Source organism: Streptomyces sp. MMG1121 (genome assembly GCF_001280015.1).
In the GTDB taxonomy this organism is placed as follows: Bacteria; Actinomycetota; Actinomycetes; order Streptomycetales; family Streptomycetaceae; genus Streptomyces.
This window is the reverse complement of sequence record NZ_LGDV01000238.1, coordinates 127,399-154,268: the sequence shown is the minus strand read 5'-3', so window position 1 is coordinate 154,268 and position 26,870 is coordinate 127,399. Positions and strand designations below refer to the sequence as shown.

Annotated in this window: 24 protein-coding genes and 3 pseudogenes; 15 read left to right on the top strand and 12 right to left on the bottom strand. The window is 68.6% G+C overall.

Annotated features, from left to right (window positions below; genetic code table 11):
- Positions 1-27 precede the first annotated feature (27 nt).
- Positions 28-1,167 (top strand): ABC transporter substrate-binding protein, encoded by a 1,140-nt coding sequence (locus tag ADK64_RS37095; RefSeq protein WP_053666474.1) that lies wholly within the window; start codon positions 28-30, stop codon positions 1,165-1,167.
- Positions 1,168-1,745: 578 nt separating this feature from the next.
- On the opposite strand, the gene ADK64_RS37090 is transcribed toward ADK64_RS37095, so the two are convergent.
- The gene (locus ADK64_RS37090; RefSeq protein WP_053666473.1) at positions 1,746-2,435 is read right to left on the bottom strand and encodes a TetR/AcrR family transcriptional regulator; all 690 of its coding nucleotides are present in this window, start codon (positions 2,433-2,435) and stop codon (positions 1,746-1,748) included.
- 103 nt (positions 2,436-2,538) lie between these two features.
- Here ADK64_RS37090 and ADK64_RS37085 point away from each other — a divergent pair, with 103 nt between their 5' ends.
- Together ADK64_RS37085 and ADK64_RS49340 are read left to right on the top strand one after the other, a co-directional pair.
- Entirely contained in the window at positions 2,539-3,447 is a 909-nt protein-coding gene (locus ADK64_RS37085; protein WP_053666547.1) for an MBL fold metallo-hydrolase, read from the top strand.
- 463 nt (positions 3,448-3,910) lie between these two features.
- Positions 3,911-4,192, top strand: a complete 282-nt coding sequence (locus ADK64_RS49340) for a carboxymuconolactone decarboxylase family protein (RefSeq protein ID WP_078993070.1) — start codon at positions 3,911-3,913, stop codon at positions 4,190-4,192.
- Between the two features lie 232 nt (positions 4,193-4,424).
- On the opposite strand, the gene ADK64_RS37080 is transcribed toward ADK64_RS49340, so the two are convergent.
- The 4 genes and pseudogenes from ADK64_RS37080 to ADK64_RS37070 form a co-directional block, all read right to left on the bottom strand.
- Positions 4,425-4,622 carry a hypothetical protein gene (locus tag ADK64_RS37080; RefSeq protein WP_053666472.1) on the bottom strand — a complete coding sequence of 66 codons (198 nt, stop codon included), beginning with the start codon at positions 4,620-4,622 and terminating at the stop codon, positions 4,425-4,427.
- Between the two features lie 120 nt (positions 4,623-4,742).
- A complete protein-coding gene (locus ADK64_RS37075) occupies positions 4,743-5,285 on the bottom strand; it encodes a GNAT family N-acetyltransferase (protein WP_078993085.1) in 543 nt (180 codons plus the stop codon).
- Positions 5,286-5,901: 616 nt separating this feature from the next.
- Positions 5,902-6,060, bottom strand: a pseudogene (locus ADK64_RS48055) (amino acid ABC transporter substrate-binding protein); the annotation flags it as partial.
- A 273-nt stretch (positions 6,061-6,333) separates the two neighbouring features.
- The gene (locus ADK64_RS37070) at positions 6,334-7,038 is read right to left on the bottom strand and encodes a DUF998 domain-containing protein (protein ID WP_234384871.1); all 705 of its coding nucleotides are present in this window, start codon (positions 7,036-7,038) and stop codon (positions 6,334-6,336) included.
- Positions 7,039-7,749: 711 nt separating this feature from the next.
- Here ADK64_RS37070 and ADK64_RS48050 point away from each other — a divergent pair.
- Complete coding sequence (locus tag ADK64_RS48050) at positions 7,750-7,944, top strand: hypothetical protein (RefSeq protein ID WP_234384870.1); 195 nt, start codon at positions 7,750-7,752, stop codon at positions 7,942-7,944.
- 10 nt (positions 7,945-7,954) lie between these two features.
- Here the strand turns inward: ADK64_RS48050 and ADK64_RS44220 are convergent.
- Positions 7,955-8,453: pseudogene (locus ADK64_RS44220) on the bottom strand (IS5 family transposase); the annotation flags it as partial.
- A 186-nt stretch (positions 8,454-8,639) separates the two neighbouring features.
- Here ADK64_RS44220 and ADK64_RS37060 point away from each other — a divergent pair.
- Entirely contained in the window at positions 8,640-11,075 is a 2,436-nt protein-coding gene (locus ADK64_RS37060) for a SpoIIE family protein phosphatase (protein ID WP_053666471.1), read from the top strand.
- Between the two features lie 300 nt (positions 11,076-11,375).
- Here the strand turns inward: ADK64_RS37060 and ADK64_RS48550 are convergent, their stop codons facing one another.
- Together ADK64_RS48550 and ADK64_RS37055 are read right to left on the bottom strand one after the other, a co-directional pair.
- The gene (locus ADK64_RS48550; RefSeq protein ID WP_267888598.1) at positions 11,376-11,504 is read right to left on the bottom strand and encodes a hypothetical protein; all 129 of its coding nucleotides are present in this window, start codon (positions 11,502-11,504) and stop codon (positions 11,376-11,378) included.
- A 135-nt stretch (positions 11,505-11,639) separates the two neighbouring features.
- Positions 11,640-12,152 carry a hypothetical protein gene (locus ADK64_RS37055; RefSeq protein ID WP_053666470.1) on the bottom strand — a complete coding sequence of 171 codons (513 nt, stop codon included), beginning with the start codon at positions 12,150-12,152 and terminating at the stop codon, positions 11,640-11,642.
- Between the two features lie 715 nt (positions 12,153-12,867).
- Between ADK64_RS37055 and ADK64_RS37050 the strand changes: the two genes are divergently transcribed.
- From ADK64_RS37050 to ADK64_RS37045, 3 genes are all read left to right on the top strand, one after another.
- Positions 12,868-13,878, top strand: a complete 1,011-nt coding sequence (locus ADK64_RS37050; RefSeq protein ID WP_159046432.1) for a DUF2599 domain-containing protein — start codon at positions 12,868-12,870, stop codon at positions 13,876-13,878.
- Positions 13,879-14,049: 171 nt separating this feature from the next.
- Positions 14,050-14,472 carry a pyridoxal-phosphate dependent enzyme gene (locus ADK64_RS48545; protein ID WP_420713094.1) on the top strand — a complete coding sequence of 141 codons (423 nt, stop codon included), beginning with the start codon at positions 14,050-14,052 and terminating at the stop codon, positions 14,470-14,472.
- Entirely contained in the window at positions 14,420-15,025 is a 606-nt protein-coding gene (locus ADK64_RS37045) for a hypothetical protein (protein ID WP_053666468.1), read from the top strand. Before ADK64_RS48545 ends, ADK64_RS37045 begins: the two co-directional genes overlap by 53 nt.
- Positions 15,026-15,136: 111 nt before the next feature.
- On the opposite strand, the gene ADK64_RS37040 is transcribed toward ADK64_RS37045, so the two are convergent.
- A complete protein-coding gene (locus ADK64_RS37040) occupies positions 15,137-16,213 on the bottom strand; it encodes a molybdopterin-dependent oxidoreductase (RefSeq protein WP_053666467.1) in 1,077 nt (358 codons plus the stop codon).
- 121 nt (positions 16,214-16,334) lie between these two features.
- Between ADK64_RS37040 and ADK64_RS37035 the strand changes: the two genes are divergently transcribed.
- On the top strand, positions 16,335-17,186 hold the full coding sequence (locus tag ADK64_RS37035; protein WP_053666544.1) for a LysR family transcriptional regulator: 852 nt from the start codon (positions 16,335-16,337) through the stop codon (positions 17,184-17,186).
- Between the two features lie 8 nt (positions 17,187-17,194).
- On the opposite strand, the pseudogene ADK64_RS49335 reads toward ADK64_RS37035, so the two are convergent.
- A pseudogene (locus ADK64_RS49335) lies at positions 17,195-17,340 on the bottom strand (IS6 family transposase); the annotation flags it as partial.
- A 482-nt stretch (positions 17,341-17,822) separates the two neighbouring features.
- Between ADK64_RS49335 and ADK64_RS37030 the strand changes: the two are divergent.
- The gene (locus ADK64_RS37030; RefSeq protein ID WP_078993084.1) at positions 17,823-19,430 is read left to right on the top strand and encodes a CocE/NonD family hydrolase; all 1,608 of its coding nucleotides are present in this window, start codon (positions 17,823-17,825) and stop codon (positions 19,428-19,430) included.
- 403 nt (positions 19,431-19,833) lie between these two features.
- The gene (locus ADK64_RS37025; RefSeq protein WP_159046431.1) at positions 19,834-20,031 is read left to right on the top strand and encodes a hypothetical protein; all 198 of its coding nucleotides are present in this window, start codon (positions 19,834-19,836) and stop codon (positions 20,029-20,031) included.
- A 96-nt stretch (positions 20,032-20,127) separates the two neighbouring features.
- Here the strand turns inward: ADK64_RS37025 and ADK64_RS37020 are convergent, their stop codons facing one another.
- Positions 20,128-20,628: a hypothetical protein gene (locus ADK64_RS37020; protein WP_053666464.1), complete on the bottom strand. Its 501-nt coding sequence runs from the start codon at positions 20,626-20,628 to the stop codon at positions 20,128-20,130.
- Between the two features lie 184 nt (positions 20,629-20,812).
- Here ADK64_RS37020 and ADK64_RS37015 point away from each other — a divergent pair, with 184 nt between their 5' ends.
- The 3 genes from ADK64_RS37015 to ADK64_RS49330 all read left to right on the top strand — a co-directional run bounded on the left by ADK64_RS37015 (position 20,813) and on the right by ADK64_RS49330 (position 24,843).
- Positions 20,813-23,710 carry a BTAD domain-containing putative transcriptional regulator gene (locus ADK64_RS37015; protein WP_159046430.1) on the top strand — a complete coding sequence of 966 codons (2,898 nt, stop codon included), beginning with the start codon at positions 20,813-20,815 and terminating at the stop codon, positions 23,708-23,710.
- A gap of 97 nt (positions 23,711-23,807) precedes the next feature.
- On the top strand, positions 23,808-24,356 hold the full coding sequence (locus ADK64_RS37010) for an ester cyclase (protein WP_053666462.1): 549 nt from the start codon (positions 23,808-23,810) through the stop codon (positions 24,354-24,356).
- A 235-nt stretch (positions 24,357-24,591) separates the two neighbouring features.
- Positions 24,592-24,843, top strand: coding sequence for a hypothetical protein (locus tag ADK64_RS49330; RefSeq protein ID WP_420713093.1), 252 nt, complete (start codon positions 24,592-24,594; stop codon positions 24,841-24,843).
- 43 nt (positions 24,844-24,886) lie between these two features.
- Here ADK64_RS49330 and ADK64_RS46830 read toward each other — a convergent pair whose 3' ends face one another.
- Positions 24,887-25,051 (bottom strand): hypothetical protein, encoded by a 165-nt coding sequence (locus ADK64_RS46830; RefSeq protein WP_199829808.1) that lies wholly within the window; start codon positions 25,049-25,051, stop codon positions 24,887-24,889.
- An 841-nt stretch (positions 25,052-25,892) separates the two neighbouring features.
- Between ADK64_RS46830 and ADK64_RS37005 the strand changes: the two genes are divergently transcribed.
- Positions 25,893-26,801 (top strand): alpha/beta fold hydrolase, encoded by a 909-nt coding sequence (locus ADK64_RS37005; RefSeq protein WP_063790006.1) that lies wholly within the window; start codon positions 25,893-25,895, stop codon positions 26,799-26,801.
- Positions 26,802-26,870: the final 69 nt, after the last annotated feature.

The window sequence follows — 26,870 nt, the reverse complement described above, 5'->3', positions numbered from 1 at the left end:
CATTCCCCCTCACGCCCTGGAGCCGTCGTGACCACACCCCGGGCCCGAGCAGCGGCGGTCTTCGGCTGCTTCGCCCTCGTGGCACTGGGCTTGAGCGCCTGCGAGAACGCGCCGACCGTGAGACTCGAGAAGCCGTCGGTGGCTACATCCGCCGACGAGGTGGGCGGCATGCGCGCGCTGATCGCGGCGGCGAAACGGGAGGGTGCGCTCAGGGCCATCGCGCTTCCGTCCGACTGGGCCAACTACGGTGGCCTGATCGCCGGCTTCGAGAAGAAATACGGAATCAAGGTCACGGATGAGGACCCGCACGGTCACAGCGAGGACGAGATCGACGCCGTGAGGAAGAGCGGGAACCGGCCGACGGCCCCCGACGTGATCGACGTGGGTGACACGTTCGCGCGGACGGCAGCGGAGCAGAACCTGCTCGCACCGTACAAGGTCGTTGCTTACGACTCGATCCCCGGCAATCAGAAGGATTCGAATGCCCGCTGGTACAACAACTACGGGGGCTACATCTCCATCGGATGCGACGCCAACCGGGTCAAGCCCTGCCCGGAGACCTTCGCCGATCTGCTGAAGCCCGGTTACAAGGGCAAGGTCGCGCTCGAGGGCGACCCGACCAAGTCGGGTACCGCTTTCGCCAGCGTCTACGCGGTCGCGCTGGCGAACAACGGGTCGTTCGAAGACATCCAGCCCGGTCTCGACTTCTTCGCCGAGCTGAGCAAGAGCGGCAACTTCAACCCCCTCGATTCCACCTCGGCAACGGTCGCGGACGGCCGGACGCCCATCAGCATCAACTGGGACTACATCAACCTCGGCTACGCCGACCAGCTCCGCGGCAAGGGCGTGAACTGGCAGGTCGCGATCCCCTTCGACGGCAGCTTCGCCCAGTACTACGCGCTGGCGGTCAACAAGAACGCCCCCCATCCGGCGGCTGCCCGCTTGTGGCAGGAGTACCTGTTCAGCACAGAGGGCCAGAACCTCCGGCTCTACGGCTATGCCCGCCCTGTGCTCATGGACGTCATGAGGCAGAACGGCACCCTTGACAAGGCCGCCGCCGACCGGCTCCCCACAGTCGAGGGATCACCGCAGTTCCCCACGGACGCGCAACTGGAGAAGGCGCAGGAGACGGTCACTCAGGGCTGGGCGAAGGCCGTCTCCGGCTGACAGGACGGCTTCGCGCAAGCCCGTCGAGTCCCCGGCCCCGGCCCGTTGGCCCAGGAGCACCGGCGCTTGCGACGGTATGCCGCCGTGCCCACGGCGTCCAAGCGCCCCCGGGTGAAGCCGACAGGCCGCTGCGGACGGCGCGAGCGGACACGAGTCCGTCCCCCTGTGTCGCCCACCGAGCACCGACCGGACGGCCTGCCGCGGTGATTCCCGGGCCAGGTCCCGCAACGAGGCAGTGAGCCTTCAGCAGCCATCCGGAGGAGTGGCAGCAGCAGTACGGCTGACCAGGCCTGCTTGCCTCCCAGTGGTACGGCTGCCCTCCGGCCGCGGACGTTCGGCTCAGGGGCCGTGAAACGGGCCATGGGCGACTTGGCCGAGCAGGCAGGCGTCAGGATGTCGAGCCGTTCACCGCGCTGGACCTTGCCTCGCGGGGCCGCGCCGAAATCACGGTCGGCTACGTCGCACGGGCGATCTGACGGTTCCTCGTCCCCACGAGCAGGTCGGCCAATGTCCCTGACCCGCTGCAGCCGCGGCCTGACATCCATGGCGTCAGCATCTTCGTTCCTGCTCCGCCGTCGTCAGCGTGAGGACGTGCGTGTCGCCGAGCTGGCGGCCGGGCGCTGGGCGAGGCGCTGCGTGTGGGCGGTGCGGGGCATCGGCCGGTCCGGCCGAGGGACGGTCTCCTGCGCCAGACCGTTGAGGGCGGCACAGACCAGACGCTCGGCCTGACGTTCGATGCCCTGCCGACCGTCGATGTGGATGAGGCCGTCGATGAGCAGGACGGCCAGGCCATGGATGGCAGCCCAGACCACGAATTCGGCACCTGGGCGGGCCTGCGGGGGAAGGTCGCCCGCTTCGGTCAGGCGGTCGAGCTCGGTGGTGAGCACGTCGTGCGGGTGGGGGGAGACGGCGGACTGCGGCTCGGTGGCACCGCCACGGAAGACGAGCCGGGCGACGGCCGGGTCCTCGACAGCCCAGGAGACATAGGCGCGGCCGCACGCGACGAGACGTTCCGTGCCTTGGTCCGGCGCTGCGTCCATCGCCTCGCGAAGGTGATTCCCCAACCGGGCCAGCACGACTTCGGACAGGGCGTGGACGAGTGCGTCGCGCGAGCCGAAGTGGTGGTACGCGGCGCTGGGGCTGACTCCGACCCGCGCCGATGCCTCCCGTAGCGACCAGCCGTCGGTGCCGTGCTCGCGCACGAGGGTCTCGGCCGCGTCGAGCAGGGCGCCGCGCAGGTCTCCGTGGTGATATCGCTCCTTCGCCATGCCTCAATCTTAGCGGCGCTCAGATTGAGTGTTACGCTCGGACCGGAATCTCAACACTGTTCAGATATGGAGTCCGGTGATGTGCCCCACCGATCCCGCCCCCATGAGCCCCGACGCCGCGCCGGACATCCGGCAGAGCCCCCCGCCCGTGGTGACGGGATCCCCGGTCGAGGTGTCCGACGGTGTCTTCGTCATCCCGGACAACCGCGTCGAGTTGGTCCCCAACGTCGGCATCGTCCTCGGCGAGAGCGCCGCGCTTGTCATCGACACCGGGATCGGTCCCCGCAACGGCGCGGCGGTGCTGGAACAGGCCCAGCGCTTGGCCGGAAACCGCCGCCTGTACCTCACCGTCACCCACTTCCACCCCGAGCACGGCTTCGGCGCCCAGGCGTTCAAGGGCGCGGCCACGATCGTCTACAACGCCGCGCAACGCGCGGAACTGCGGCGCAAGGGCGCCGGATACCTGGGGATGTTCAGGGACCTGAGCCCCCAGGTCGCGGCCGAACTCGAAGGGGTGGAGTTCGTCGACCCCGACCTGATCTACGCAGGAGAGGCCGAGATCGACCTGGGCGGCCGTACCGCTCTGCTGCGCGAGGTCGGCCCGGCGCACACCCGCTCCGACCAGATCGTCCTTGTGGACGGCCGGGTGCTGTTCGCCGGTGATCTGCTGGAGACCCGCATCTTCCCGATCGCGCCGTACTTCCCGCCCCACGACACCGACGTGGACGGTGAAGGCTGGATCGGCGTGCTCGACCAGCTTGCCGCACTCGCCCCGCAAATCGTCGTCCCCGGCCACGGCGAAGTCACCGACGCCTCGCTCATCCACGACGTCCGCGACTACCTCGCCTACGTCCGCACCGAGGCCCTACGGCTGCGCGAGTCCGGCGCCACCGCCGACGAGACTGCCGACACCATCGACGAGAACGCCCGTACCCGCTGGCCCGACTGGGAACGCCCCGAGTGGATCGGCCCAGCCGCCCGCGCTTTCTACGACACCGGTGCACGGGCCTGAGCCCCACCGACCCGCGACAGCGACGCCAAGGCCTGAGCCTCAGCGTCCATGAACGCGGCGGCGCAACCGCACCCCGCCGGACTCCGGAGCGGGCGCCCGGCCGCCGTGTGGAGAACTCGCGGGCGCCACACACGTCCTGCCCACGCGCTTCCGGGAGTTCCGGCCGACACCTCCTGCTGGTCACGCCGGCGTGCGGAGCCTCCGCTCCAGACACACGCCGCTCCGCTCGGTCGCACGGACCACGGAAACGACGCATCCGGACTTCACAAGCGCCCCATGAGGAAAGGCAACAGGTGCCCGTGTCCAGCCCACTTGACCCCGACCGGTCACTGGCCGAGGACCACGCTCCCGGCGGTCGCCGGGAGCGCGGTATCACGGCCTACGCGAGGATCTTCGACGTCCCCGAACAGGATGTCGCCCACGCCTTCGCCGCCCGCGTCGGAATCCCGTTCGCCGAGGAACGCTGCACGCCGCCGGCGGAGCCGCCTGGTCGGATCCCGCTATCACCGGACGCGATCGCAGCATCGCCGTCATCACCGCCCTGGCCGCCCAAGGGGTCTCCGGGGACCGCCTCCTCACCCATCTCATGCTGGCGCGACGCCATGGACTCGACGACCAAGCACTCACCGCCCTGATGACCCTCCTGGCCGGCTACATCGGATACCCCCGAGCCTCCCAGGCCATGGAGACCATCCACACCACGCACGCCGCAACGTCTCAGGACACCCCTGGTCAGACCGCCTAACCGTCGGAGCCCGGACTCCCGGGCCGTCGGACAGCTTCGTGGCGAAGGTCCGCACGCACTGGTCGCCGGAGGCGACGGGGTTCGTTCCGACCTAGTCCTTGGGCATGCCGCCGCTGTTGTAGGCGGAGGCGGAGGCGAAGGTGAACTCGTCGCACGAGGCCTTGTCCTTGGGGGAGATGTCGGTGACCGGAGTGGTGTTCGGGTTGCCCGACTTCGCGGCCCAGCCGTCCGGTCAGATCACCTTGCGGTTGTCGTCCGGGTCGTAGCCGGAGGCGTTGCGCTCACCGGGGGTGCCGTCCTTGCCGTGCTTGTCGCGCAGGCAGTTCAGCGGCGCGCTCTTGCGGATCTTGGTGTCGATCAGCCAGGCATGGGCGGCGGCGGGGCTCTGCGCGGTGTTGAAGACGTAGCCGAACGCCATGTCGGCGGACAAGGCCCTGTGACCCTGGGAACGAAGTCGAGCGGACCATCAACGCGCTCAAGGGCTTCCGGGCGGTGGCGACGAGGTACGAACTCGCGGTCCGCTACGAGGTTACCGTCCTCGTTGCCGCCCTCAACGAGTGGTAGTGGCGTACTGGTGCGACGACAACTCGAACACCCGTACTCGCCGACCGCAGGTGGGATTGACGGTCTCACGGACCGGGTGCATCCCCAGTTTGGTCATGATCCGTTCGGAGGCGTCGTTGCCCACTTGAGTGATGCTCACGATCCGCTCCAGTCCTCGCTCTTCGAACCCGAACCGCACAGCGGCGGCAGCGGCCTCGGTGGCCAAGCCCTGCCCCCAGTGGGAACGTCCCAGCCGCCAGCCGACCTCAACCGCGGGCAGTACCTCCGGCAAGAAGTTGGGCACCGAAAGGCCGGTGAACCCAGCCAGCTGGCCAGTGGACCGGATCTCCACGGCGAACAGGCCGAAGCCCTGTGACTCCCACTCGTTCTCCCACGCCTGGACCCCGCCGCGAGTCTGCTGTTCGTCACGGACACTGCCGTCACGGATCCACCGCATGACCTCGGGGTCGGCATTGACGGCAGCCATGGGCGCAATGTCTTCCTCGCGCCAGCGACGAAGGATCAAACGGGGAGTCTCAAGCGTGACCATCCAGTCATTCTGGATCACGAACGGGCTCTACGCCATCCTTACCAGGCACTGTCGATACACGCCCTAGCAGTCCGGCGAACTGGGCACCACCGATGCCAAGGGCCGTATGCCGAGCACCCATTCAGACCGCCACGCGGTCAGCACCGGCCCGGTGAACACCGGCTTGCTCTTCACCGCCACCCATGCCCCGACACCGCTGTACTACGTCTCCGGGTGACCTGAAAGTACTGCCCCATCCAAAGTCCGTCACTACAGCGCTATCACCCCAGCGGAGCCTGGACCTTGGTCGCCACACGCCGGGGCCCTCCCTCCGTAGAGGTCTTCGGTAAGGACACCGCCCCGGCCGCCTGCCGTCGGTCAGACGCCTCCGTTGCATGTCGATGGCCGGAAGCCAGGTCACCGCCAGCGCGCCAGTTGGTCGCACCGAGGCCAAGCGCACACAGTCCATGCCCGCACATCGCCGGCGGCCCCATCCGTGTCGTGAAGCCACCGCATCCGGTTGTGCAGCCGGGAAGAGTACGACCGCACCGCCCTCAAGATGCGAACCGCTACCGGCATCACGTGCCTTGGCCGCCGCCGCGAGCTTCAAGGACCTCTGCAGGGCTGATTCAGAGTTTTCGGCGAACTCCGGTTGTCCGGCCGGAGCGCCGATCAGGACCTCCGCAAGCCGCCGGTCGCCCCGGACGGTCCTGACGATCGGCACCGCTGGCTCCGGATGGCCGACCAGCAGCAGGAGCGACGTCGCCCCGTGGTCGACGAGCGCGTCGCACAGGGCCCGGGCGAAACGCGCTCCGGTCCGCAGGAAGAGTTCTTCGCGTTCCACGTCCCAGGCATTCGTCGGTACGTCGTGGATCACGCCAATGGAGTGCTCGCGTCGCTGTCGCTCCATGTGGCGCGGACACTCGTTGGTGGGACAGCCCGTCCAAGACCGTCCCGCCCGTGCAAAACCCCCCGCTACACTCCCACCTCCAGGCTGTTGACCAGGAGAAATACAGAACTCCGGCTGAAGTACCAGAACACTGACCGTTCGAGAGGGGCAGGGGTGCGGTCACGTGTGCCGCTGCTCCCGCCACAGTTGGGTCGCCAGCAACCAGAACCACAGGCCCACCGTGAGCAGGTGAATCCGCTGGGCGACGCCCTGTCCGCCTGGATGGCCGATATAGGGTCCGGCGGAGGAGACCGCCGCGGCCACGGATACCGGTAGCAGCCAGCGGGCCCAGCGCCCCGCCCGGCAGTCTTCCCCGGTCGCCGCGCGGGTGGCGACGACGAAGGCGGCCATCGAGGCGAACAAGGCGAAGTGCACGAGGCCGCTTGTCGTAGTGTGCGCGATGGTGTCAACCGGACATCCCGCCTCTCGGGAGGGCGCACACCGCATCGGGAGCGCGACGTCCGCCACCGAGCAGGCCCCGAACACCATCAGCGCGCCCCATCCGGCGGCGGGCCAACCCCGTGGCAGTCCCGTTACGACCAGACCCGCTGCGGCCATCACCAGGGTCGCTGTGACCAGTTCCACCACGCTGAAAAGCACGTGGTGGGGCTGGTCGGCGGCGAAGGCCTCACTGACATAGGAGTCGCGCTGGTCCAGTCCCGTGCGTACCCAGAACTGCAGCAGCCAGTCGTTGTAGGTCACGGCCACCACCAGCAGCAGCCCCGCCGCCACCCGCCACCGGATGCCCCGCTCGTCACGGCACCGCACACCGAACATACCGTCGCCCGCCACGCCCTGGACCCGCAACGCCCTGCTCTTGCTCATCCGTCGGCTCCGGTAAGGAGACACCATTGGTGATCACTGGCACGTCCAGCTCGGCTCTCGGTCTTGTCCGGTTTCCACAGCGGTCGCACGAGTCGTTGCTCGTTGCCCCACCGACCCCTCCGCAGGGCCTTGCCGACGGCCTCGGCGAGGGCCTCCGGGGCGGACGGCAAGCGTGGCGTGGCTGACTTCGCTGTTGTCGAGGAGATAGATCGTGCGGGAGATCCACTCGGTACCACGAGTCAACACTCACCGGGCTTGATCTGGTCGGGAAGGGCCATGATGGTTCCTGTCTGACGCGTGGGACTCTGACGGGACCGATGCCCCGATGGCCGAAGTGACAAGCCCCGCACCGCCAACGTTGCGCCCAGGGGGTGACGCCCAGGCCATGACGGCGGGAGTACCACCCCGTTCCCGCTGCGGGGCGTCCCGGGGTCTGGGGCCTGGCCGGTGGGTCGTGTGGGCTGGTCAGGGCCGTGGCCTAGTGTTTGCTGCTGGACGAAGGGGGTCGCTTGTCACGCGATATGGCCGAAGCAGAGGCGGGGATGAAGGGGATCACGTTTCCTGCCTGGCACGGAAAGCACTACGTGACCCTGGCTGAGCTGCTGGTCCGCCTCGGCAGCTTCGGCCTGGACCTGACGTGGCGCGTCGAATTCGACGAAATTCGTCGATCCTCGCTGTGCCGAGATCGAGAGACGTTCTGCCGACGCCGGCATGGACACGTTGACGCTGTTGTCGCTGGCGACTCCCTTCCTCCAGCTGATCGACGCCGAAGCACGTGGGTCCGCCGAGGGCAGGGTGATGGTCGTCCTGACCGAAATTGACAGCTCGTTGTGGGACGTCAGGGCTGTCGACGAGCGCGTACTCAGCGAACTTCGTCGCCGCTATCCGGGTGCGACGGACCTCTGAGCGGGGCGTTTCACCCCGGGCGGAGCCATGGGCGGATCGCGGCCACGGTGACCGTCCCATGAAAGACGTACGCCCTCTTGTCGTAACGCGTGGCGATGGCTCGGAAGTTCTTGAGCCGGTCGATGGTCCGCTCGACCTCGTTGCGACGGCGGTAGGCCGTCTTGCCGACCCCTGTGGGCCGGCCACCTTGGCTGCCCCGGCGCCGGCGGTTGGCCCGCTGGTCTCCCGCCTCGGGAATCGTGTGCTTGATCTGGTGTCTGCGCAGGTGACACCGGTTGCGGCGTGATGAGTACGGCTTATCGCCCCCGACGTGGCCGGGCCGAGTACGTGGTCGTCCCACCAGCCTGCCGGGGCACGCGGATCTCCTCCAGCACGTGAATGATCTGCGGGGCGTCCCCCCACTGGCCGGGCGTGATGTCGAACCCGAGCGGGCGGCGCCCGCCCTCACCGGCAAGGTGGATGTTGCAGGTGAGCCCGCCTCGCTAGCGTCCCAGGTCCTCGCCGGGTCGCGCGACTGAGTCCTTGCTGTGTGCTGTGTGCTGTGTGCTGTGTGGCTGCAGGGCAAGGGACGCGCTGTCGCGATAGAATTTCATACGGGCTACCGGTGCGAGGCGGTGCCTTCCGCTTGATGTGGTTGCCGAGATTTCTGGGCTTGGGCTCAGCCGGGTCCGCGGGTCGCGGAGTGGGTGTGACGCATGCGCGATGCCATGTTCCACGACGCCCTCGAGGATCTCTCCGAGTCCGGGGACGAGGCGTACGCCTCTGTCGATGCGCGCGGCCTGCTCACGAGCTGGAGCTCAGGCGCTCAGCGCCTGCTCGGATACACCACGGAGGAACTCCGTGGGTGGCACGCAAACGATCTGCTGTACGCCCACACCGACGCAACCCGGATCGCCGAGCGTGCCCGAGCGCAGCGGACGGCCGTCCTCGGCCAGGTCGTCCTGCGGCATCGGGACGGTAGGCCCGTCGAGGTCGGGATGTGGGCCCACCCTCTGGTGACCACCTCCGGTGAGCCGTATTGGCTGCTCCAGGCGCAGAGTGCCGATGCCGTCAGGCGGAGGAACCTGGGGCGTGCACTGCTGAGGGGCCTGTTCACCGAATCCCCTTTCCACATCGACGTGTTCGATACCGATCTGCGCTTCGTCGCGCAGAACGCGCGGCGCCTGGAGGGTTTCAGGGACCGGGATTTCCTCGGGAGGCCCATGCGGGACGTGGCGCCGGTCGGGATGCTGGACATGGCGGAGTTCGAGGAGCGGCAACGACAGGTCCTGACCACGGGGGAGGCGCTGGTTGCCACAGAGGTCATCGCACGTCCTCCCGACGATCCGGATCGGCATCAGGTCTTTTCGGAAACGATCGTTCCCTTGCGCAGCGAATCCGGGGAAGTGATCGGTCTGGCGCACGCTGTTTTCGAGGTGACCGACCGCGTTCGAGCCCGTGAACGGTTGGCGCTGGTCAACGTGGCGAGCGCGAAGATCGGCAGTACGCTTGACGTCCTCTACACCGCCCGCGAGCTGACCGACGTGGTCGTCCCGATCTTCGCCGACCACGCCTACGTCAACCTCCTGGAACCAGTCTTCGGCGGCCAGGAACCGGTCGCCGGACCGGTCGCCGAAGGAACAGCACTGCGCCGTGCAGCGAGTTCCAGCGTCCCCGAGGGGCCGGCGGAGCCGGTGGTCGCCACCGGAGATGTCGACCCGTTCAGCTCCGGAACCGCCTCGCTGTTCTCCCGGGCGCTGGCCAGTGGGGAACCGCTGTTGCTGGCAGGCGACCAACTGGGCGCTGAACTGGCTCTGGTGGACCCTCAGCGGGCCGCGCTGGTGCGTGATTACGGAGTGCACACGTGGCTGCTGGTGCCGATGCACGCGCGCGGCGCCGCACTGGGGGCAGTGGTCTTCGTGCGCTTCAGGGGCGATCACCCGTTCGAGGTGGACGACGTGCTGCTGGCCCAGGATCTCGTGGCGCGTGCCGCGGTGTGCATCGACAACGCCAGGCGGTACACCCGGGAACGCACGACCGCGTTGGCACTGCAACGCAGCCTGCTGCCCCAACGGATGCCGGTGCTCGGTGCCGTGGAGACGGCGTCGCGCTACGTGTCGGCAAGCGGCAGCGCGGTCCTGGGAGGTGCCTGGTTCGACGTGATCCCGCTGTCCGGGGCACGGGTGGCGCTGGTGGTCGGAGATGTGGCGGGACACGGTCTGCATGCGGCAGTGACCATGGGCCGGGTGCGCACCGCGGTGCGCACCCTCGCGGATCTCGATCTGTCTCCGGAGGAACTGCTCACCCACCTGGACGACCAGGTGGGCCGCTTCCAGGACGAGAACACGGAAGATCGGACCGGCGGTGCGGCTGGGACCCGTTGCGTGTACGCGGTCTTCGACCCCATCTCCCGCCGGTGCGCCGTGGCCCGGGCGGGCCACGCACCACCCGCCCGTGTCTCGGCGGCAGGGCAGGTAGCGGAGCTCGACCTGCCCGGCGGCCCTCCCCTCGGCGAAGGCGGAGCGCCCTTCGACAGCGGCGAGGTGATCCTGCGTGACGACGACCTTCTGGTCCTCTACACCGGCGGCCCAGTGGATGTGAGGGACCCGAACACCGACACACACCTGATATGGCTCCGCGAGGTCCTGTCCGACCGCCAAGGCGCCACACTCGCCTCGCTCGACGACATCTGCAGCGCTCTGATCCGGCATCTACCGCCGTCCTCTCCGCAAGATGACTCGGCGCTGCTCGTGGCGCGGGTACGCGCGCTGGATCCGGATCGTCACGTCACCTGGGAACTGCCGGCCGATCCCGCGTTCGTGGCCGAGGCACGGAAGTTGGCCAGCCGCAGGTTGTCGGATTGGGGCTTGGAAGACCTGGAGTTCACCACGGAACTGATCGTCAGTGAACTGGTCACCAACGCCATCCGCTATGGCAGCCCACCGATCACCTTGCGGTTGATCCGGGACCGCAGCCTGATCTGCGAGGTCTCCGACGGCAGCAGCACCTCTCCGCACATCCGGCGCGCGGTGGAGACCGACGAGGGGGGCCGCGGGCTCTACATGATCGCGCAGTTCGCCCAACTGTGGGGTACCCGCTACCACACCCGCGGCAAGATCATCTGGGCCGAGCAGCCGATTGCCCTGCCGTGACCACACTCGGCCTGGGCCCGTTTCCCCGTACACGTCACCAGGCACAGTGCCGGCCAGCGGGTGTTGCACAGGGCTCTGATCTTGGCATCTCCCCGGTATGGATGGGGTGTCAAGGTCTGAGCGCGTATGCGTGGAGACGATCCTCGCCGCCCGCTGGGCGGCGCACTCGTCTTCGACGACCTGGCGCGCGACATGGACCGATGCGGTAGGTAACCGGGCGATGGCGGCCGGGCGGCATTCCCCACGCCGACGCCGCCATGCCGGTTGTCGTGGAGGCGACCTTCGACGCCCTCGCCAAGCTCAACACCCCGAGGACGGTGGCTGGAGGGGTTCCTCGACGGTCGTCTGCTCCTCAGCCCGCTCCGCCGCGGGCTCGGTGCTCGTCGCGGCTTCGGTGTTCTCGGTGCTGCCGCCGGTCACATCAGGCATGTGCTTTCCCCCTCGGTGTGGTTCCCGGTTCCCGTTCTGGGCATCCCCTGACGTGTGTGCGTCAACAGACTGTGTCAATCCCGCCAACTCGCCCACAGGCCGCGGGCTGCTCTCCTGTCATCTCGCTGAACGCCGTCAGCAGGGGCCTGCGTCGCCGTTGCCCCAGTTCGCGCCACTGGCATAGGCGTGCCACGAGCCGTAGCCCACGCGGCAGGCGAGGGAGATGTTGACCGTCGCCTGCCAGGTGTCGGGGGTGGAGTCGTGGATCGGAACCCAGCCGGTGTAGGCGTCCTGCGGGCCGAGGATCGTGTCGGTGTCGTTGCACGGAGGTGTGGCGAACCCTTGCGGCATGAGGCAGAGGTTCGCTGACCAGTTGCTCGGGAGCGGGTCGCCGCGGTGGTTGACCCAGTAGCTGTAGGAGTACTGGAAATGGGCGCGGGCGCTGCCGCAGCTGTTGTACTGCTGCTCCACCTGGCCGGCGTACTCGCTGCCGACATAGATGCTGCCAGGGGCGCCGATGTTGATGATGGTGCAGCTGGCGGGAGCGGCGCGTGCGGCTCCGCCGACGTCGATGACGGTGCCGCCGGCGACGGCCAGGGTCGCGGCGGCCATGGCGATGGTGCGTCGGGCCGTTCCGAGTTTCAGCATGGATGTGTTTCCCCCGTAGTTGATGCCGCATGCCGGAGCAACTGGTTGTTCCTCTGGTTTCGTGCTGCCGCTTGGGCCGACCTTGCGCGAAGCGGCAAGTCCAGGCCGCCGTAGTGGTCGTGTGGAGTCCCGTTTCCCGCACAACTCCACACAGCGCTCCCTCGGCCGCTCGCCAACCTAGGACCGGCGACGCACCGTAGGAAGTGCCAAGTTGCACGGTGAAGAGGGGGTTCCGGTGCCGCAGTGCATGGCGACCCGGCAACAGCGCAGGTGGATCGGACGAGGTCCCCGCCGCAGCGAACGGCACCATTGCGAGGAGCGCGGCGCCGACTGCCATACGGGACAAGACGCGGCGGCCATGGGGTCCTTGTCTGGAGGATTACGCGAATTCTCCTGCCCTTCCCAGTAGGAAAGGCGGAACATGTGGAGGATTTGGCACGCAAGTGCATGACTCTGCGGGCGCCGAACCCGCCAGTTAAAGAATATTCAAAGACAACCGGTCAACAAGCTGCCCCATGCACCGCAAACACCGGCGTGACCAGCGCAGTTGCGACCATTACCGGTTCTTGGGCCCGACGCCCAGCTCGCGCACCCCACCACCGAACCCACCGCATTCCAGCCATCACGCGGCCACCCCGACGCGCATGTGCATGCATGCCACCGCGAACGGGCATCATGTGACCTCCGTGCCCAACAGGCAACAGGGGGACCACAGTTGAATACCAGGAACATCGCAGGGCGCTGCCTGAAAACAGCAGCCCTGGCCTGCGCCGTCGCACTCACCGTGCTCACCGTCCAGGCCGCCCCGGCATCGGCCGCCGAGGACCCGATCTGCGGCTACCAAGTCGGTGGCGACATCCTCGCCAAGTACCAGTCCATGGGCGGACAGAGCGGCCCGCTCGGATGTCCCACCAGCGACGAACTCGCCACCCCGAACGGACGCGGCCGGTACAACACCTTCGACGGCGGCTCGATCTACTGGACCGCCGCCACCGGAGCCCATCCCGTCTGGGGAGCCATCCGCGACAAGTGGGCCGCCCTCGGCTGGGAGACCGGCACCCTCGGCTTCCCCGTCAGTGATGAGCTGGCCAACCCCGACGGTCAGGGAAAGCGCCAGCAGTTCGAAGGCGGCACCGTCTACTGGTCAGCGCCCACCGGAGCCCACCCCGTCTGGGGCAAGATCGGCGAACTCTGGGGCCAGTACGGATGGGAGCGCGGAGAGTTCGGCTACCCCACCAGTGACGAATACCCCGACCCCGACGTCAAGGGAGTCCGGCAGAACTTCTCCGCACGCCACATCAGCCTGTTCTGGTCACCCGGCATGGGCGGCACCAACGGCACCTGCATCGGCGAATGCGTCGGCTACCAAGGCACCACCGATGTCCCCTGGGTCAAGCAGACCAAGGTGTGGAAGGCCCTCCGCAACGGCGACATCGACGTCATGGTCTACCCCACCGCCAAGGGATTCGACGACGCCGACACCAACTGCAACACCCTGTGGGACCAGGCCTGGGCCGCCGTCCCCTACCCCAAGGGCCTCACCGACACCCAGGGCTCCTCCATGTACAAGCAGCTCGCCTGCCACTCGCGCTACGCCTACGAGTGGCCCAACGGAAGCCACGTCACCGGCGACAGCTGGGACCTCGAATCCTGGCGCCCGGACGTCTCCTGGGACTACGCCCTCAACCCGCTCTCCGTCGTCTTCCACCAGTGCAACTGGACGTGAACAACAGCTAGTTGACGGAAATCAACTTCCGCAAGACGGGACAGGGCAGGCAGCGGGGAGAAAAGGAGGGGGAGGCCGCCCCGTTCCGGGCCGCCTTCCCGTGTCCGCCAGCATGCGTGGGGGAGGACAACACGAGCAGCGGGTGCCCGTCACGACCGGCGCCCCCTGCTCGTGCACCTCGCACTCCCGCACCGGGGGAAGCTCATTCCCGCCAGCGGCAGCACCATCGCCTCCGGAGGCAACCCGAGCTTCGCCCGCGCCTGGAACGCCCAGCAGCACGGCGTACGAGCAACCGTGTTCGTTCCCGAGAACACACCGCCGGTCAAGGTCGTACGGCTGCGTGCCTACGGCGCCGGCGTCCACCAAGTAGGGGCCCGGATCGGTGAGGCGGATCGAGACCATCGGCTGCGTGTCGAGACGTTTACCTGCCTTGTTCGGTGGAAGAGTCGAGTTCGGCGATCGGCCGAGCCCGCCGCGGCTAGGCGGCCCGCCCGGTTGGAGTCTGCCCTCTCCGCTCCATCACCGGAACAGGAGTACGCCCATGCGCCTCTACGCACAGACTCCGGCACGCAGGAGCCGGCAGGTGGTCGCTGACCTGGTGGCCTTGGCCCTCATCGCGGTCGCGGTGGCGTTCGCGCTGACCATGCACGGCGTGATCATGCGGCTGGCCGAGCCGGGGCGCAAGGCGCAGAGCGCGGGCGCCGGCCTCGCCTCCAGCCTCCAGGAAGCGGGGGACGCGGCCTCGAAGGCACCGCTGATCGGAGGCTCCCTGAAGAAGCCGCTCCAGGCCGCCGCCGGGGCGGGTGACGGTCTGTCCGACGCCGGACAGTCGCTGCAGCACGTCGTGGGCCAGGTGGCCGACCTGACCGCGCTCGCCCTGATCGTTCTGCCCGTGGCATTCGTCCTGGTGCTGTGGCTCCCCCCGCGCCTGCGCTGGATGAGGCACAGCGCCACCACCCGGGACCTCTTCGACGGCCCCGGCGGCGCCGACCTGCTCGCCCTGCGCGCCCTGACAGGCCCACAGCGTGACCTCGCAGCGGTGCCGGTCCCGCCGGGTGGCCTGGCCGACGCCTGGCGTCGCGGAGACGAGGAGGTCATCGTCGCGTTGTCCGAGGTGGCTCTCAGGCGGGCGGGGTTGCGGGCCTGACGGGCGTGGTGGGTGCGAAAAGTTCGCGGTCCCTGACCAGCCGTACGGGGTGCGTCGGGGCCGCGTGGTCGACTCGCATGGCCGGCCGGCGCTTCGATCCGGTCCTGCTGGTCATGCCGGCTGGTCGACGAAGACGATGCGCTGATGGATCCGGTTGCGACGGGGTGTGGCGGGTTGTGTCGCTCCCGAAGCCGTCGTTGCGCGGCAGGCGAGTATGAATTCGCCTACCGTGGCCGGCGTCCAGGGGAAGGTGAACCGCTGCCATTCGTGCTGCGAGCGCGGGGTGACCCGGGCGGGGTTCCAGTTGCGGCCGCCGTCGGTCGTGACCTCCACGGAAGTGACCGGCTCGGCGGCCCAGGCCCATCCCCAGATCTCGACCGCTTCACCGACGTGCACGGCTCCGTCGACGGGGGCGACGAGGCAGGAGTTGGGGGCCAGCTCCCATACCGGAGAGGGGGCTCCCATGCCGTTCTCGGGCCTCTCCATGTAGTACTTGGTGGTGAAGGCTCCACCGCTGCGGCGGTCGGAGACGGTCAGGGAGTCGAGCCACTTGGTCGAGTTGGTGCCGTAGTAGCCCGGCACCACCAGGCGAAGGGGACCACCACGCCGTACTGGCAACGGTTCGCCGTTGACCGTGAGGGCCACCAGGACACTGCCGTCCAGTGCCTTCGCGAGAGGAAGGTCCTTCTCGTACCGATCGTGGTGGGCACCGTCGTAGACACCGTGATCGACGCCGGTGGAGATGACGTATCGGGCACCCTTCTCGATTCCCGCGAGGCTGAGCAGTTCAGTGAGCCGGACGCCACCCCAGCGGACGTTGCCCACCCGTCGCTGGGGCACGGTTGGTGCCAGGGGGCTGCCCGCGCATTCGTGCACGGAGGTGATCTCGGTCTGCGGCAGGGTCGCGACGTCGTCCAGGGACAGGGTCAGCGCGTGGGTGACCATACCGCCGACTGTCAGGGTCCAGGAGGCGGTGGAGACGTCGGGAACGCCCAGGTGCCAGACGCTGAACAGGTCCGCTTCTGGAGTGATGAGAGACGTCATGCGCTCGGGCCGCAGCCGGTGGACCAGGCCGAAACCCTTTCGGAGCAGGGCAGGCGGACGCGGGACGGAGCCGTCGCCGGCGTGCCGGGACACCGCTGGCATCGAGTCGGCACGTCTTGTCCGGTCGGTGTCCGGTTCGGACATGTCATCCCCCTTCGTGAACGGTTCGACGCTCAGGCTAGAGATTTTTCGAAGCCCCGTGAAATGCCGGTTAAGCTGCCTCCATGCTTCTCAGGCATAGATGTTCGGGACGGTTCTAGGCGGCGTGGACGTCGAGCTCCGTCATCTGCGGGCGTTTGTGGCCGTCGCGCGTCGGCGGTCGTTCACTCGCGCCGCTGGGGAACTGCTGGTCACACAGCCTGCCTTGAGCCGTACCGTGGCACAGCTGGAAAGCATCGTCAGCGTACGGCTTCTCGACCGTTCCTCGCGGCACGTGGAACTGACCGGCGCCGGGGAGGAGTTCCTGCTCCAGGCCGAGCGGGTCCTCGCCACCCTGGACCAGGCCCTCGCCGGTGCACGCCGCACTGCCACCCTCCGGCTCGGCTTCAGCTGGCTCCTGCCCGACCCCTGGGCCCAGCAGGCGGTACGACGCTTCGAGGGCGGCACCGGAGCCTCGGTCGCCCTTACCCGCGTCGACGATCCGCTCCTGGCACTGCGTCGGCGTGCTGTCGACATCGTCGTTGTGCGCGGTGACGCCGAAGTCCCGCGACAGGCCCGCACCATGCATCTCTACGACGAGCCCAGAATCGCCGTGTGTTCCCACCACAGCGACCTGTGCCGCCACCGCAGTCTTGACTGGACGCAGGTCAGGAACTGGCCGTTGGTGGTCAATACCGTCAGTGGCAGTACCGGCCCTTGGTCATGGCACCAGGATCAACGGCCGGAGCACATCGTGGAGACGGCCAATTACGACGAGTGGCTGGAGACAGTGGCCGCGGGCCGCGGAATCGGCGTTGTCCCCACAGTCGTGAAACGTCGTACCCCACACCCCGCCCTGCGCTTCGTCAAGCTGACCAATGCGCCGCCCAGCCCGGTCAGACTCGTCTTCCTGGCCGATTCTCAGCCAACCCTCGTCCGCCACTTCCTACAAGCCGCGCTGCCGACAGCGCGGGCATGAACGTCCGGGTTGTTGAGGTACTTCGAGCTGCGGTGCTCGACGGAGGGCATGGCCTCGCGGGGCTCACTCCGTAGGAGCGGAGTTTGTCGGTCTCGATCACACGGGGCACGTACCCAAGGCCCTTGAGGAGCCTGCGGAAGAAGCGCTTCGCAGCCTCGCGTCAGGGCTCGAACAGGAGCTCCTCGACATCCCGGCAGGAAGGAGGGAAACGGTGATGCAGCCGCACAGTGTGATCGATCACCTCGTCCGGGAACCGACAGCCCTTGTGTGACGGCGTGTCCACGACCCGACCCTTCCGCCACGATCTGCACCGAGACCATCACACGCCACCACGCGGTGTCCCCCCGGGATCAACCTCAGGCGCTCAATGGCCCGCGGTCCCGGACACGCGCCATGGCCCACGGAAGAGGCTGAGCCTGCGAACCGGTATCTCCGCAGCGGTAGTTACTGGCTGGTAGATTTGGCTGATCATGCACTCCCGTGAGTCACTTGAGTCTCTCTAGGCTCCGATCACCACACCGGATGGATGCCGTCGGGGCATCACGGTCCGATCTGAGCCTGATGGGGACACCGATGACGGGTTACGGCCGTATTCGTGCGCACCTGGTCCGAGGCCGGCTGGCGGGCGCGGCGGCGATGACCTCAGTCGCCCTGTGCGCGGGCATCGGCACGGCTCCCGCCTCAGCCACTACCGCTCCGGCGCGGTCGGCGGCCGTCGTCACCGCTGGGTCGTCCTTCCGCCTGGTGGACATTCCCATGAAGGACGGTGTCGTCCTCAAAGCCGATGTCCTGACACCCGCCGCCGGGACACCGGGCGCCGACTCGCGCGGACGCTATCCGGTGATCGTGCAGCCCGCCTCTTGGGGGCAGAACGACCTGGAGTATGTCGCGCAGGGCAGGAAGCTGGCTGCCGACGGCTATGTGGTGGTCACCTACACGGTGCGGGGATTCTGGCTCTCCGGTGGCCGGGTAGACGTCGGCGGGCCCACTGATGTTGCCGACATCTCCTCCGTCGTCGACTGGACCCTCGCGCACACCGAGGCCGACCCACGGCGTGTCGGCATGCTCGGTCTGTCGCTGGGCGCGGGCATGTCCCTGCTGGGTGCCGCCTCCGATCCGCGGATCAAGGCGGTGGCCGCGCTGAGTGGTTGGGGTGACCTGGTCAACTCCCTGTACAGCGGTCAGACCCGGCACCTGCAGGCGGCGGCACTGCTCAACGCCCTGCAGGTGCCGACCGGACGTCCGGGCGCGGAGTACGCGCGGACCCTGGCCGACCTCTACGCCGATCGTGACATGCCGGAAGTCGTCGACTGGGCCAGGATGCGGTCTCCCGGGAACTACGTGGATCGCATCAACGCCCACGGGACTGCGGTCTTGCTGGCCAACGCGTGGAGCGACAGCATCTTCAACTCCAGCCAGATCACGGACTTCTACCAGAAGCTGACCGGCCCCAAGCGTCTCATCATGCGCCCTGGAGACCACGCCACCCAGGAACTGACCGGATTCCTCGGCTTGGACAACGAGACATGGGCGAACGCACGTGAGTGGTTCGACCAGCAACTGAAGGGCGGCGCCGACACTTCGGCCGGCCGTGACGCACCGGTGGAACTGCACGTCCGCAATGGAGGCGGTGAGGAGGACTATCCCAGTTGGCAGGCCGTAAGCTCGCGGACCCGGTCACTGTCGCTCGGCCGTGCGGACGCCTTGGGTACTGGTGCGCTCGATGGTCCGGCCGACACCGGATGGCGCACCTCGATCACCGGTGGCATCGATTCCGGGGCGGACGCCGGGACCACCGAACTGTCCGGTCTGCTCGACCAGACCGCTGCGTTGCCGCCGACCGTCGAGGTGCCTCTCCTGCCCCGGTTCGCTGCCGCCGTCTGGCAGTCGGCGCCCTACTCGTCCGTCCAACCCATCCGCGGTGTGGTCAGGCTGCACACCACCGTCACTTCCTCCGCCTCGCAGGGCACCGTCTTCGCCTACCTCTACGACGTGAACGCCCTCGGCGTGGGCAAACTCATCTCGCACGCACCACAGAGCTGGTCCGGCCGCGCTCCGGGGCAGGCTTTCCCGCTCGACGTCGCACTCTTCGCCACGGCCTACGACCTGCCGACGGGCCACCGGCTGGCCCTCGTCCTCGACACCAAGGACCCCGCGTACGGCGGCGGCACCCCGCTCGGCGGCGATGTCTCGTTCAGCTCCCCGCAGGCCGACGCGTCCCGTCTGGTGCTGCCACTGCGTTGACCGGGCGATGACCGACCACGATCTCCGTAGACCCCTAGACCCGCTGGCCGGCGGCCCGCGGTGGATCCGCAGCCTGATTGCCGGGACTGGTCCGGATGGCCGTTGGGGCCCATGTCCCAGCGGGGCGGGGGCAAGTGAATGCGCCGCCAGGGCGCGTTCGCCGTCGGCCTCAGGATGGCTGGGGCAGTCGGCCGGCAGCGCGGTGCCGTCGGTGTTGCGGGCGAAGGGCTGTGGCACCCAACAGCGAACCCGCGCACCCGGGTTGTGCCACAACAGCCGCACCGGCCCCCCGGCGAGGCTGCCGGTTCATCACCGAGGCGCAGTTCGCCCGTCGGTGTGGATCGGCCCTGTCGCCCCGTCCTCCGGCGAAGGCGACGGACCGGCGCGACGTCACCGCCTCGACGTGGGCGGCAACCGCAACGTGAACTCGATCCTGCGCATCGTGCACGTCACCCAGGTCCGGTGCCACGAGCCGGTACGCACCTACGTCGTCGGGAAGATCGCGGAGAGTTCGACCAAAAGCCACGTCGAGGCGCGTCTGCAGGGTGACCATGTCGCTGGATCCCGCGGGCAAGGCCAGGCGCGCCGGACCATGCGCTGAAAGACCGCGCTGAACGTTTGACAGACCCGAGTGGCGGCCCGTGGACGGTGAGCAGCAGGGGCCGCAGGCGGCTGCCCACGGCCCCGTGTCGGCGGGTCAGCTCAGTCCGCTGACGGTGCCGCCGAAGATTCCGTTGTCGACGGACAGGGCGTAGCCGTCGCCGTTGCTGAGGTACCAGTGGGCGAAGGAGCCGTAGGCGTTGCCGAACCGGAGAACGACCTGGTTCGAGGACCAGGAGATGACGGAGACGCCGATGCAGTTCGCGCCGTTGCTGTCGCTGTAACCGGCCTCGAAGTTGTTGTCGTCGATGAAGTAGACCTGGTTGGCGTAGGCGTTGCCGTTGTTGGTGTACGTCCCGCAGCTCGTGACGTTGTTGTTGGTCCCCGCGGGCGGTGTGGCCCCGAAGCCGGAGCCGTTGACGGTGATCGTCGGTGAGGCCACCCCGGGGCCGTGCGTGCCGCTGAAGGAGACCGAGGTGATCGAGGGCTGCGCCGCCGCGGCGGCGGTACTGGCCTGGGCATGTGCGGCCGTCGCCGTCAGGCCCGCGGTGAGCGCCAACGCCGTTGCGGTCAGCGCGAGTCTGTGTGCCATGCTCATCAGTGCGTTCTCCTTTGGACGGTGGGACAGGGCACGCGATCCGTGCCCGAGCTGAGGGGATGTGCGTCTTCGTGGTCCTGGTCTGGACGTTCCTCACTGTGGCGTGGTGGCATTTCAACCGTCTTACAGTTTTTCCGGATTTCAACCGGCCTACGGTCCTCGCGGGGCCGGGTCCGATGGCTCCGTGGAGGTATCCGGTGGCGCCGCTGCCCACGAGGCCGGTGAACCGGTGATCTTCTGCCGGGTCCTCGGCCCGATCGAGGTCGAAATCGACGGTGCGCCGACGGAACTCGGCGGGCCGCTTCCCCGTAGGCTGCTGGCGGCGCTCGAGGCCGGCGCGGGGGCACCCGTATCGCTGTCGGCGCTCGCCGAGGCGGTCTGGGACACCGAGCTGACGGCCGAAGTCACGAACGCGATCCGGGTCACGGTCCATCGGCTGCGCAGCGCACTGGGCCCCGGGGAACGGGGGCGCCTGGAGTCGACCCCGCAGGGCTATCGGCTCGCGCTGACGTCAGAGGCGACCGACCACGGCCTGTTCGAGCAGTGGGTGGAGCGCGGCATGGCAGAACTGACCGCCGCGGATCCCTCCGGCGCCGTACGGACGCTGGAGTCGGCGCTGGCCCTGTGGCGGGGCCGTCCGTGGGCGGAGTTGGGTGAGTTGCTGCACGTCTCCGGACTGCGGGCGCGGATGACGGAACTGCGGGAGATCGCGATGGAGGAACTGCAGGCAGCTCGGCTGGCCCGTGGCGACACGGCCCGCGCGGTCGCGGCCCTGAGCCAGTCGGTGATCGAGGCGCCGTACCGCGAAAGGCGCTGGGAACTACTCGCCCTCGGCCTGTATCGCAGCGGCCGGCAAGGGCACGCCCTGGCGGAATTACGGCGCGTGCGCGGGCTGCTCGTCGAGGAGCTGGGTGCCGAACCAGGCCCGGCGTTAAGGACGTTGGAGCGGCGCATGCTCGCGCACGATCCGAGTCTGCTGGTCGACTCGGCGGCGGTACGACTGGATCGACCGCCGTCCGACGAGCCGGACCCGCTGCCTCCTGCGGATCCACGGCCTCTGACCCGGCCCCTCACTCGGCTGATCGGCCGCGTTCGGGAACTGTCCTTGTTGGACACGGCACTCACCGAATCCCGCCTGGTCACGATCACCGGACCGGCGGGCGTCGGCAAGACCCGGCTCGCCGTCGAACAAGTCGCCGACCGCCCCGACGCCCGGCTCGTACGACTGGCGGACATCCGCAGTGCACAGGTGATCGCACCCACCATCGCCGCGGCCGTAGGCGTGGCGCACACCAGCGGCAATCCGCTCGCCGAGGTCATCCGTGTGCTCGCCGACCGGCACGAGGTGCTGGTGCTGGACAATTGCGAGCACCTCACCGACCCGCTCGCCGATGTCGTACTGCCGTTGCTCGCGCGGTGCCCCGGGCTGCGGATCCTGGCGACCAGCCGATGGCCGTTGGGCCTGGACGGCGAGCGGGTGCTCACGCTGGCGGCGCTGCCGGTCGACGGCGAGGACGGCACGGCGGTGGAGTTGCTGTTCGACCGGGTGCGCGCCCATCGCGCGGGATGGACCCCCACCGCACACGACACCGACGCGGCCGTCACCATCTGCACCGCGCTCGACGGGCTGCCCCTGGCGATCGAACTGGCCGCCGCCAGGGCACGGTCGTTCGGTCTGGCCGACATCGCCGCGTATGTGCAGGAGTGGCTCGACGCCCTCGGCACCCCGGCGCGCGGCTCGCTGTCGCCGCACGACTCGCTGGTGGCCGCCATCGCCTGGAGCGTCGATCAACTCTCCGATGAGGAGCGCATGTTGCTGCTGCGGTTGTGGCCGTTCGACGGCGGATTCTCCTGGCAGGCGGCGGCAGCGGTGGGTCCGGCCGACGCTGACGGTGCGGTTTTCGCGGGTCTGGCGGCGCTGGTCGACCGGTCGGTGCTCACCGCCGATGTGTCTTCAGGACAGGTGCGCTACCGCCTGCTGGAGACCATCCGCCGGTACTGCCGCGATGTCGATCCCGACCGCGATGCCACGCTCGAGGCGCATGCCGAGTGGGTACGGTGCTTCGTCGCCGGCCAGGCCCCGCTGTTGACCGGGCCCCGGTTAGGGGAGGCCGTGCACGTGCTGGCGGGCGAACTGGCCAACATCCGGGCCGGTATCGCCCACGACCTGGAACACGCTCCCGTGCAAGCCCTTCGTACGACCGGCGTGTTGCGTTATCTGTGGGTGATGGCCGGACCGGTGCCCGAGGGGAGGCGCCTGCTGCGACGGGCCCTCGACGCGTGTCCCGAGGCACCACCTGCCGATCGTGCGGCCGCGTTGATCGGGCTGTCCGTGACGTCGAGCCATGTCGGTGACACCGACGCCGCGCTGAGCGCCGCGGACACCGCGCTCGATCTGCTCGACGACGAGGATCCGGCGCACGACGAGTTGCTGCTGGAGGCGCACTTGCGCCGCTGCAACGCCCTTGCCGACATGGAGGCGGGCGAGCGTATGCGCGCTGCGGCACTGGCGTTCGAGGCAGCCTGCGACCGCCGGGACCCTCCGGGCTCCCTGCGCGCAACGGCGCTGTGGGGCGTCGCCCTCGTCCACTTCCAGGACGGGGACACGGCTGCCGTGACGGAGACCCTGAGCAGGGCGCGCGAGATCGCCGCCGGGTGTGGATTCAGCTCGGGGGCGGCCATCAGCGACCTCCAACTGGCTTGGTATCTGCTGGCCGATGAGCAGGGAGCCGAGGCAGGGGCGCGCCGGGCACTGGAGCTGCTGGTGCGCGCTGTGACCGCGTTCGAGCAGCAACCCAACGGGTCCGACGAGTTGGGGGCCCTGTACGCGGGTGCCTTCGCCCTCGCCGTACTCGGTGTCCGTGACACGGCCGCGCGGCTGCGCGCGGCGGTCACGGACCACGCCGAACACGGCGGCACCGATCCGCGCCGCTACATGCGCTTCGCCGGACCGAGCCTGGAGGACCGGGTGGAACGGCTGCTCGCGTCGCTCCCTCCCGTGGCGAGCGGCGGCGCGATGACCTGGGAGGAGATGGTCACGCTGTTCACTGGGGCGGTCGGTACCCTGTCCGCACCGTCGTGACCCGCCCGCCGGAGGGCACTTGAGGTGTAAGCAGGCTGAAATGTCGGCCCGGCACCATGGGGGACGTGCTGGCCCCAGGAACAGGACGGACGAGAGAATGACCGATCTTCCGCTCACCGCACGCGACATCGCGGTCCGCTGCGTGCGGATGATGGCCGACGGTAGCCTCGCTGACTTCGAGAAGCTCATCCACCCAGATGCTGTGAACCACGAGAGCCGAGCGGAACCACCGGCGGCCCGCAGCCGGGGACCGCGGGTCTTCCACGCCAGTGCATTGTGGCTGCGGGCCGCCTACTCCGACCTGGGGTGGACGATCGATGAGGCGGTGACCGACGGTGACCTCGTGGTCATGCACGCCACCATGTCGGGCCGGCACACGGGCACGTTCATCACGTACGACGAGAACGCCGCCCCCTCCGGGGCGTTCCCCGCGACCGGGAGGACGTTTGCCGTCACTCAGACGCACTGGTGCCGCATCGCCGACGGACAGCTGATCGAGCACTGGGCCAATCGAGACGACCTCGGTCAGGCTCTGCAACTGGGCTGGATGCCACCCACGCCCCTTTACATCCTGCGCATGCAGCGAGCCATGCGCCGGGCCCGGCGTGAGCATGGCCGGGTGGGGACACCGCGAAAGCCTGAATGACGGCGCGCCCGTACGTGTTCGCCGCCATCGAGCACGTCACCCGCAGGATCCGGATCCTGGGCGCCACCGCTCACCCCACGGTGGACTGGATGGTGCAGCTCGGGCGGAACCTCGCCATGGATCTCCAAGACGCGGGCGGCAAGGGCAAGTTCTTGATGCGCGACCGGACTCCAAGTTCACACAGGCCTTCGACGCCGTACGGGAGGTCATCACCAGTGGTATCCGGATGCCGCGGATGAACTCGATCACGGAGCGGTGGATACGGGCCTGCCGACGCGAGCTGCTGGACCGGTCCCTCAGCTGGGACCAGCGCCAGCTGCTCCACGTCCTGCGCGAGATCGCCTCGGTGGAGCCCTTCGTGCCGGCCGGGCCGGTACCGCACCCGACCACTTCCGCACGGGCAGGCGGCCGGGCACGGGGCAAGCCCTCCTTCACCGCATTGAAGAGTGAAGGAGGGCTTGCAGGACGGGCCGGCTTTGGTGGGTGACTGTCGGACCTTGTCCTGGGCCTGCTGGCCTCTGCGCCGGCCCTTACCCGAGGTCGTCCTGGATGTCGTCGAGGGCTTCCTGACGCCCCTGCTGCTGTCGGGCCTTGTCCTGGGTCTGCTGGCCCTTCTGCTGCGCCTGCTGCTTGGCCTGTTCGGCCTTCTGCCGGGCCTGCTGTGCCTTGTTCTGCATTTCGTCCTTGATGCCCATGGGGGTGTCACTCCTTGGGTGGGAGGGGATCGGGTTCAGGCTCGCATCCGGATGCGACCGCCGCATGTGCAAGCGTCACGCTCCGTAAGCCACGAGCCCCACCCCTCTTCCGGTGTCGAGGCGGTAGAGCTGGTCCGGGAGGCCGGAAGCGATCTGGGTGCCGGCGGGGCGCGGCCGTGGCGGGAAGGTGATCGCTCACTGGGACGGTTCGGGTGCTGCGGTGTGTGGTGCGCATGCGGTGGGGGAGGTTGTCCGGCGTCGCCTCGGCCACTCTCCAGGGCGGCCCGCAGCAGCGTTGTTCCAGGAAGGAATTGATGACGGACAGTCAGACGAACGCGGCGCAGGACGCGGCCCGGGGCGCCCAGACTTCGTGGTGCACTGGGTGGCCGACTTCCGTGGGGTTTGCCTCGACGCCGTCTTTGACGGCACCGACGAGCAGGGTTCGGAGCTGCGCTCCCACTGCCTCACACAGGATGTCCGGCAGCGCCTGGCCGTACCGGTCCGGATGCCGGGCATGGCGTGGGGGCGGTTTGCTGCGATCTGACCACCGAGCTCATCTCGGACGTCGAAGACGGCCGATCGCCCGTGGGTGTCGCTCCGTGCCCGCGTTTCAGGTTGGGAGCCAGGGAAATACGAGCCAGACGGGTTCGAGTACGGCATTCACTCTCATAGCCCACTTGTGTCACCCGTGTGGAGTGCGTTGCCACGCTTGCCGGTGCGCATGGGTGAACACTCAGGTGCCATAGCTCTCACGGAAAGCGAGAACGGCGTGGCAACATTTCCGGTACCCGGCTCGCGAAGCCGAATACGTCGCGCACACGTCATCGCGGCAGGGGCCGCCATGGCCCTGTGCACGGCCATGGCGGCCCCTGCCGCCGCGGACGGCGGCACGACCGCGACCAAACCCACCATCGTGCTGGTGCACGGGGCATTCGCAGACGCCTCCAGCTGGAACGGGGTCGTCGAACGACTCGAACGCCGTGGCTATACCGTCATCGCCCCCGCCAACCCGCTACGCGGGCTGTACAACGACTCCACCTACATCGCCTCCGTGCTGGACAGCATCAAGGGCCCGCTCGTGCTGGTGGGTCATTCCTACGGCGGAGCCCTGATCAGCTCGGCCGCCGCGGGCAACCCCCGCGTGAAGGCCCTGGTGTACGTGTCAGCACTGATGCCCGACGTGGGCGAGAGCGGCATGTCCCTTGCCGCGAGGTTCCCCAGCGAACTCGACACCGCCACGAAGTCCGTTCCCTGCCGGGCCGCCGGCGGTGTCCGCGGGACCGACCTCTACCTCAAGCCCGACAGACTTCATCCAGTCTTCGCCGCCGATCTGCCGGAGAGCACCACGAGAGTCCTGGCGGTGACCCAACGGCCCGCGGCAACGACCGCGTTCTCCGAGAAGGCCAAGGTGGCCGCCTGGAAGCACATCCCGTCGTGGTTCCTCGTCGCGAAGCAGGACAAGACCATCAACCCCGACCAGGAGCGCTTCGAGGCGAAGCGCGCGGGTTCACACACGGTGGAGATCGACTCCTCCCATGTGGCCATGATCGCCCACCCCGAAGCGGTCACCGACCTCGTCCTCCAAGCTGCCACGGCGGCTGATTCCGTCCGGCCTGCGCTGGCCGCCGCCAGAGGGACTACCGACGACACCCGGGCCGAGACCGCACTCACCGGCATCGCCGCCGCCTCGTTGATCGCGGGCGCAGGAGCCGTCCTCGTGGGCCGCCGACTGAGGCGCCCCGCTCCCTGACGGCGCTCGCAGACGGCGTTCCTTCCTGTGTCACCGGCGACAGCAAAGACGTAGGGCCGGCTTCGACCG

What these genes read in the sequence shown, in the direction of transcription:
- ADK64_RS37060 (WP_053666471.1), top strand. Translation starts at nt 8,640, where the DNA reads ATGCGCGATGCCATGTTCCACGACGCCCTCGAGGATCTCTCCGAGTCC.
- ADK64_RS37090 (WP_053666473.1), bottom strand. Translation starts at nt 2,435, where the DNA reads ATGGCGAAGGAGCGATATCACCACGGAGACCTGCGCGGCGCCCTGCTC.
- ADK64_RS37055 (WP_053666470.1), bottom strand. Translation starts at nt 12,152, where the DNA reads ATGCTGAAACTCGGAACGGCCCGACGCACCATCGCCATGGCCGCCGCG.
- ADK64_RS46830 (WP_199829808.1), bottom strand. Translation starts at nt 25,051, where the DNA reads ATGGGCATCAAGGACGAAATGCAGAACAAGGCACAGCAGGCCCGGCAG.
- ADK64_RS37040 (WP_053666467.1), bottom strand. Translation starts at nt 16,213, where the DNA reads ATGTCCGAACCGGACACCGACCGGACAAGACGTGCCGACTCGATGCCA.
- ADK64_RS48050 (WP_234384870.1), top strand. Translation starts at nt 7,750, where the DNA reads ATGGACACGTTGACGCTGTTGTCGCTGGCGACTCCCTTCCTCCAGCTG.
- ADK64_RS37010 (WP_053666462.1), top strand. Translation starts at nt 23,808, where the DNA reads ATGACCGATCTTCCGCTCACCGCACGCGACATCGCGGTCCGCTGCGTG.
- ADK64_RS48550 (WP_267888598.1), bottom strand. Translation starts at nt 11,504, where the DNA reads ATGCCTGATGTGACCGGCGGCAGCACCGAGAACACCGAAGCCGCGACG.
- ADK64_RS49330 (WP_420713093.1), top strand. Translation starts at nt 24,592, where the DNA reads ATGAACTCGATCACGGAGCGGTGGATACGGGCCTGCCGACGCGAGCTG.
- ADK64_RS37075 (WP_078993085.1), bottom strand. Translation starts at nt 5,285, where the DNA reads ATGGTCACGCTTGAGACTCCCCGTTTGATCCTTCGTCGCTGGCGCGAG.
- ADK64_RS37030 (WP_078993084.1), top strand. Translation starts at nt 17,823, where the DNA reads ATGACCTCAGTCGCCCTGTGCGCGGGCATCGGCACGGCTCCCGCCTCA.
- ADK64_RS37045 (WP_053666468.1), top strand. Translation starts at nt 14,420, where the DNA reads ATGCGCCTCTACGCACAGACTCCGGCACGCAGGAGCCGGCAGGTGGTC.
- ADK64_RS37005 (WP_063790006.1), top strand. Translation starts at nt 25,893, where the DNA reads ATGGCCCTGTGCACGGCCATGGCGGCCCCTGCCGCCGCGGACGGCGGC.
- ADK64_RS37070 (WP_234384871.1), bottom strand. Translation starts at nt 7,038, where the DNA reads ATGAGCAAGAGCAGGGCGTTGCGGGTCCAGGGCGTGGCGGGCGACGGT.
- ADK64_RS37020 (WP_053666464.1), bottom strand. Translation starts at nt 20,628, where the DNA reads ATGAGCATGGCACACAGACTCGCGCTGACCGCAACGGCGTTGGCGCTC.
- ADK64_RS37085 (WP_053666547.1), top strand. Translation starts at nt 2,539, where the DNA reads ATGAGCCCCGACGCCGCGCCGGACATCCGGCAGAGCCCCCCGCCCGTG.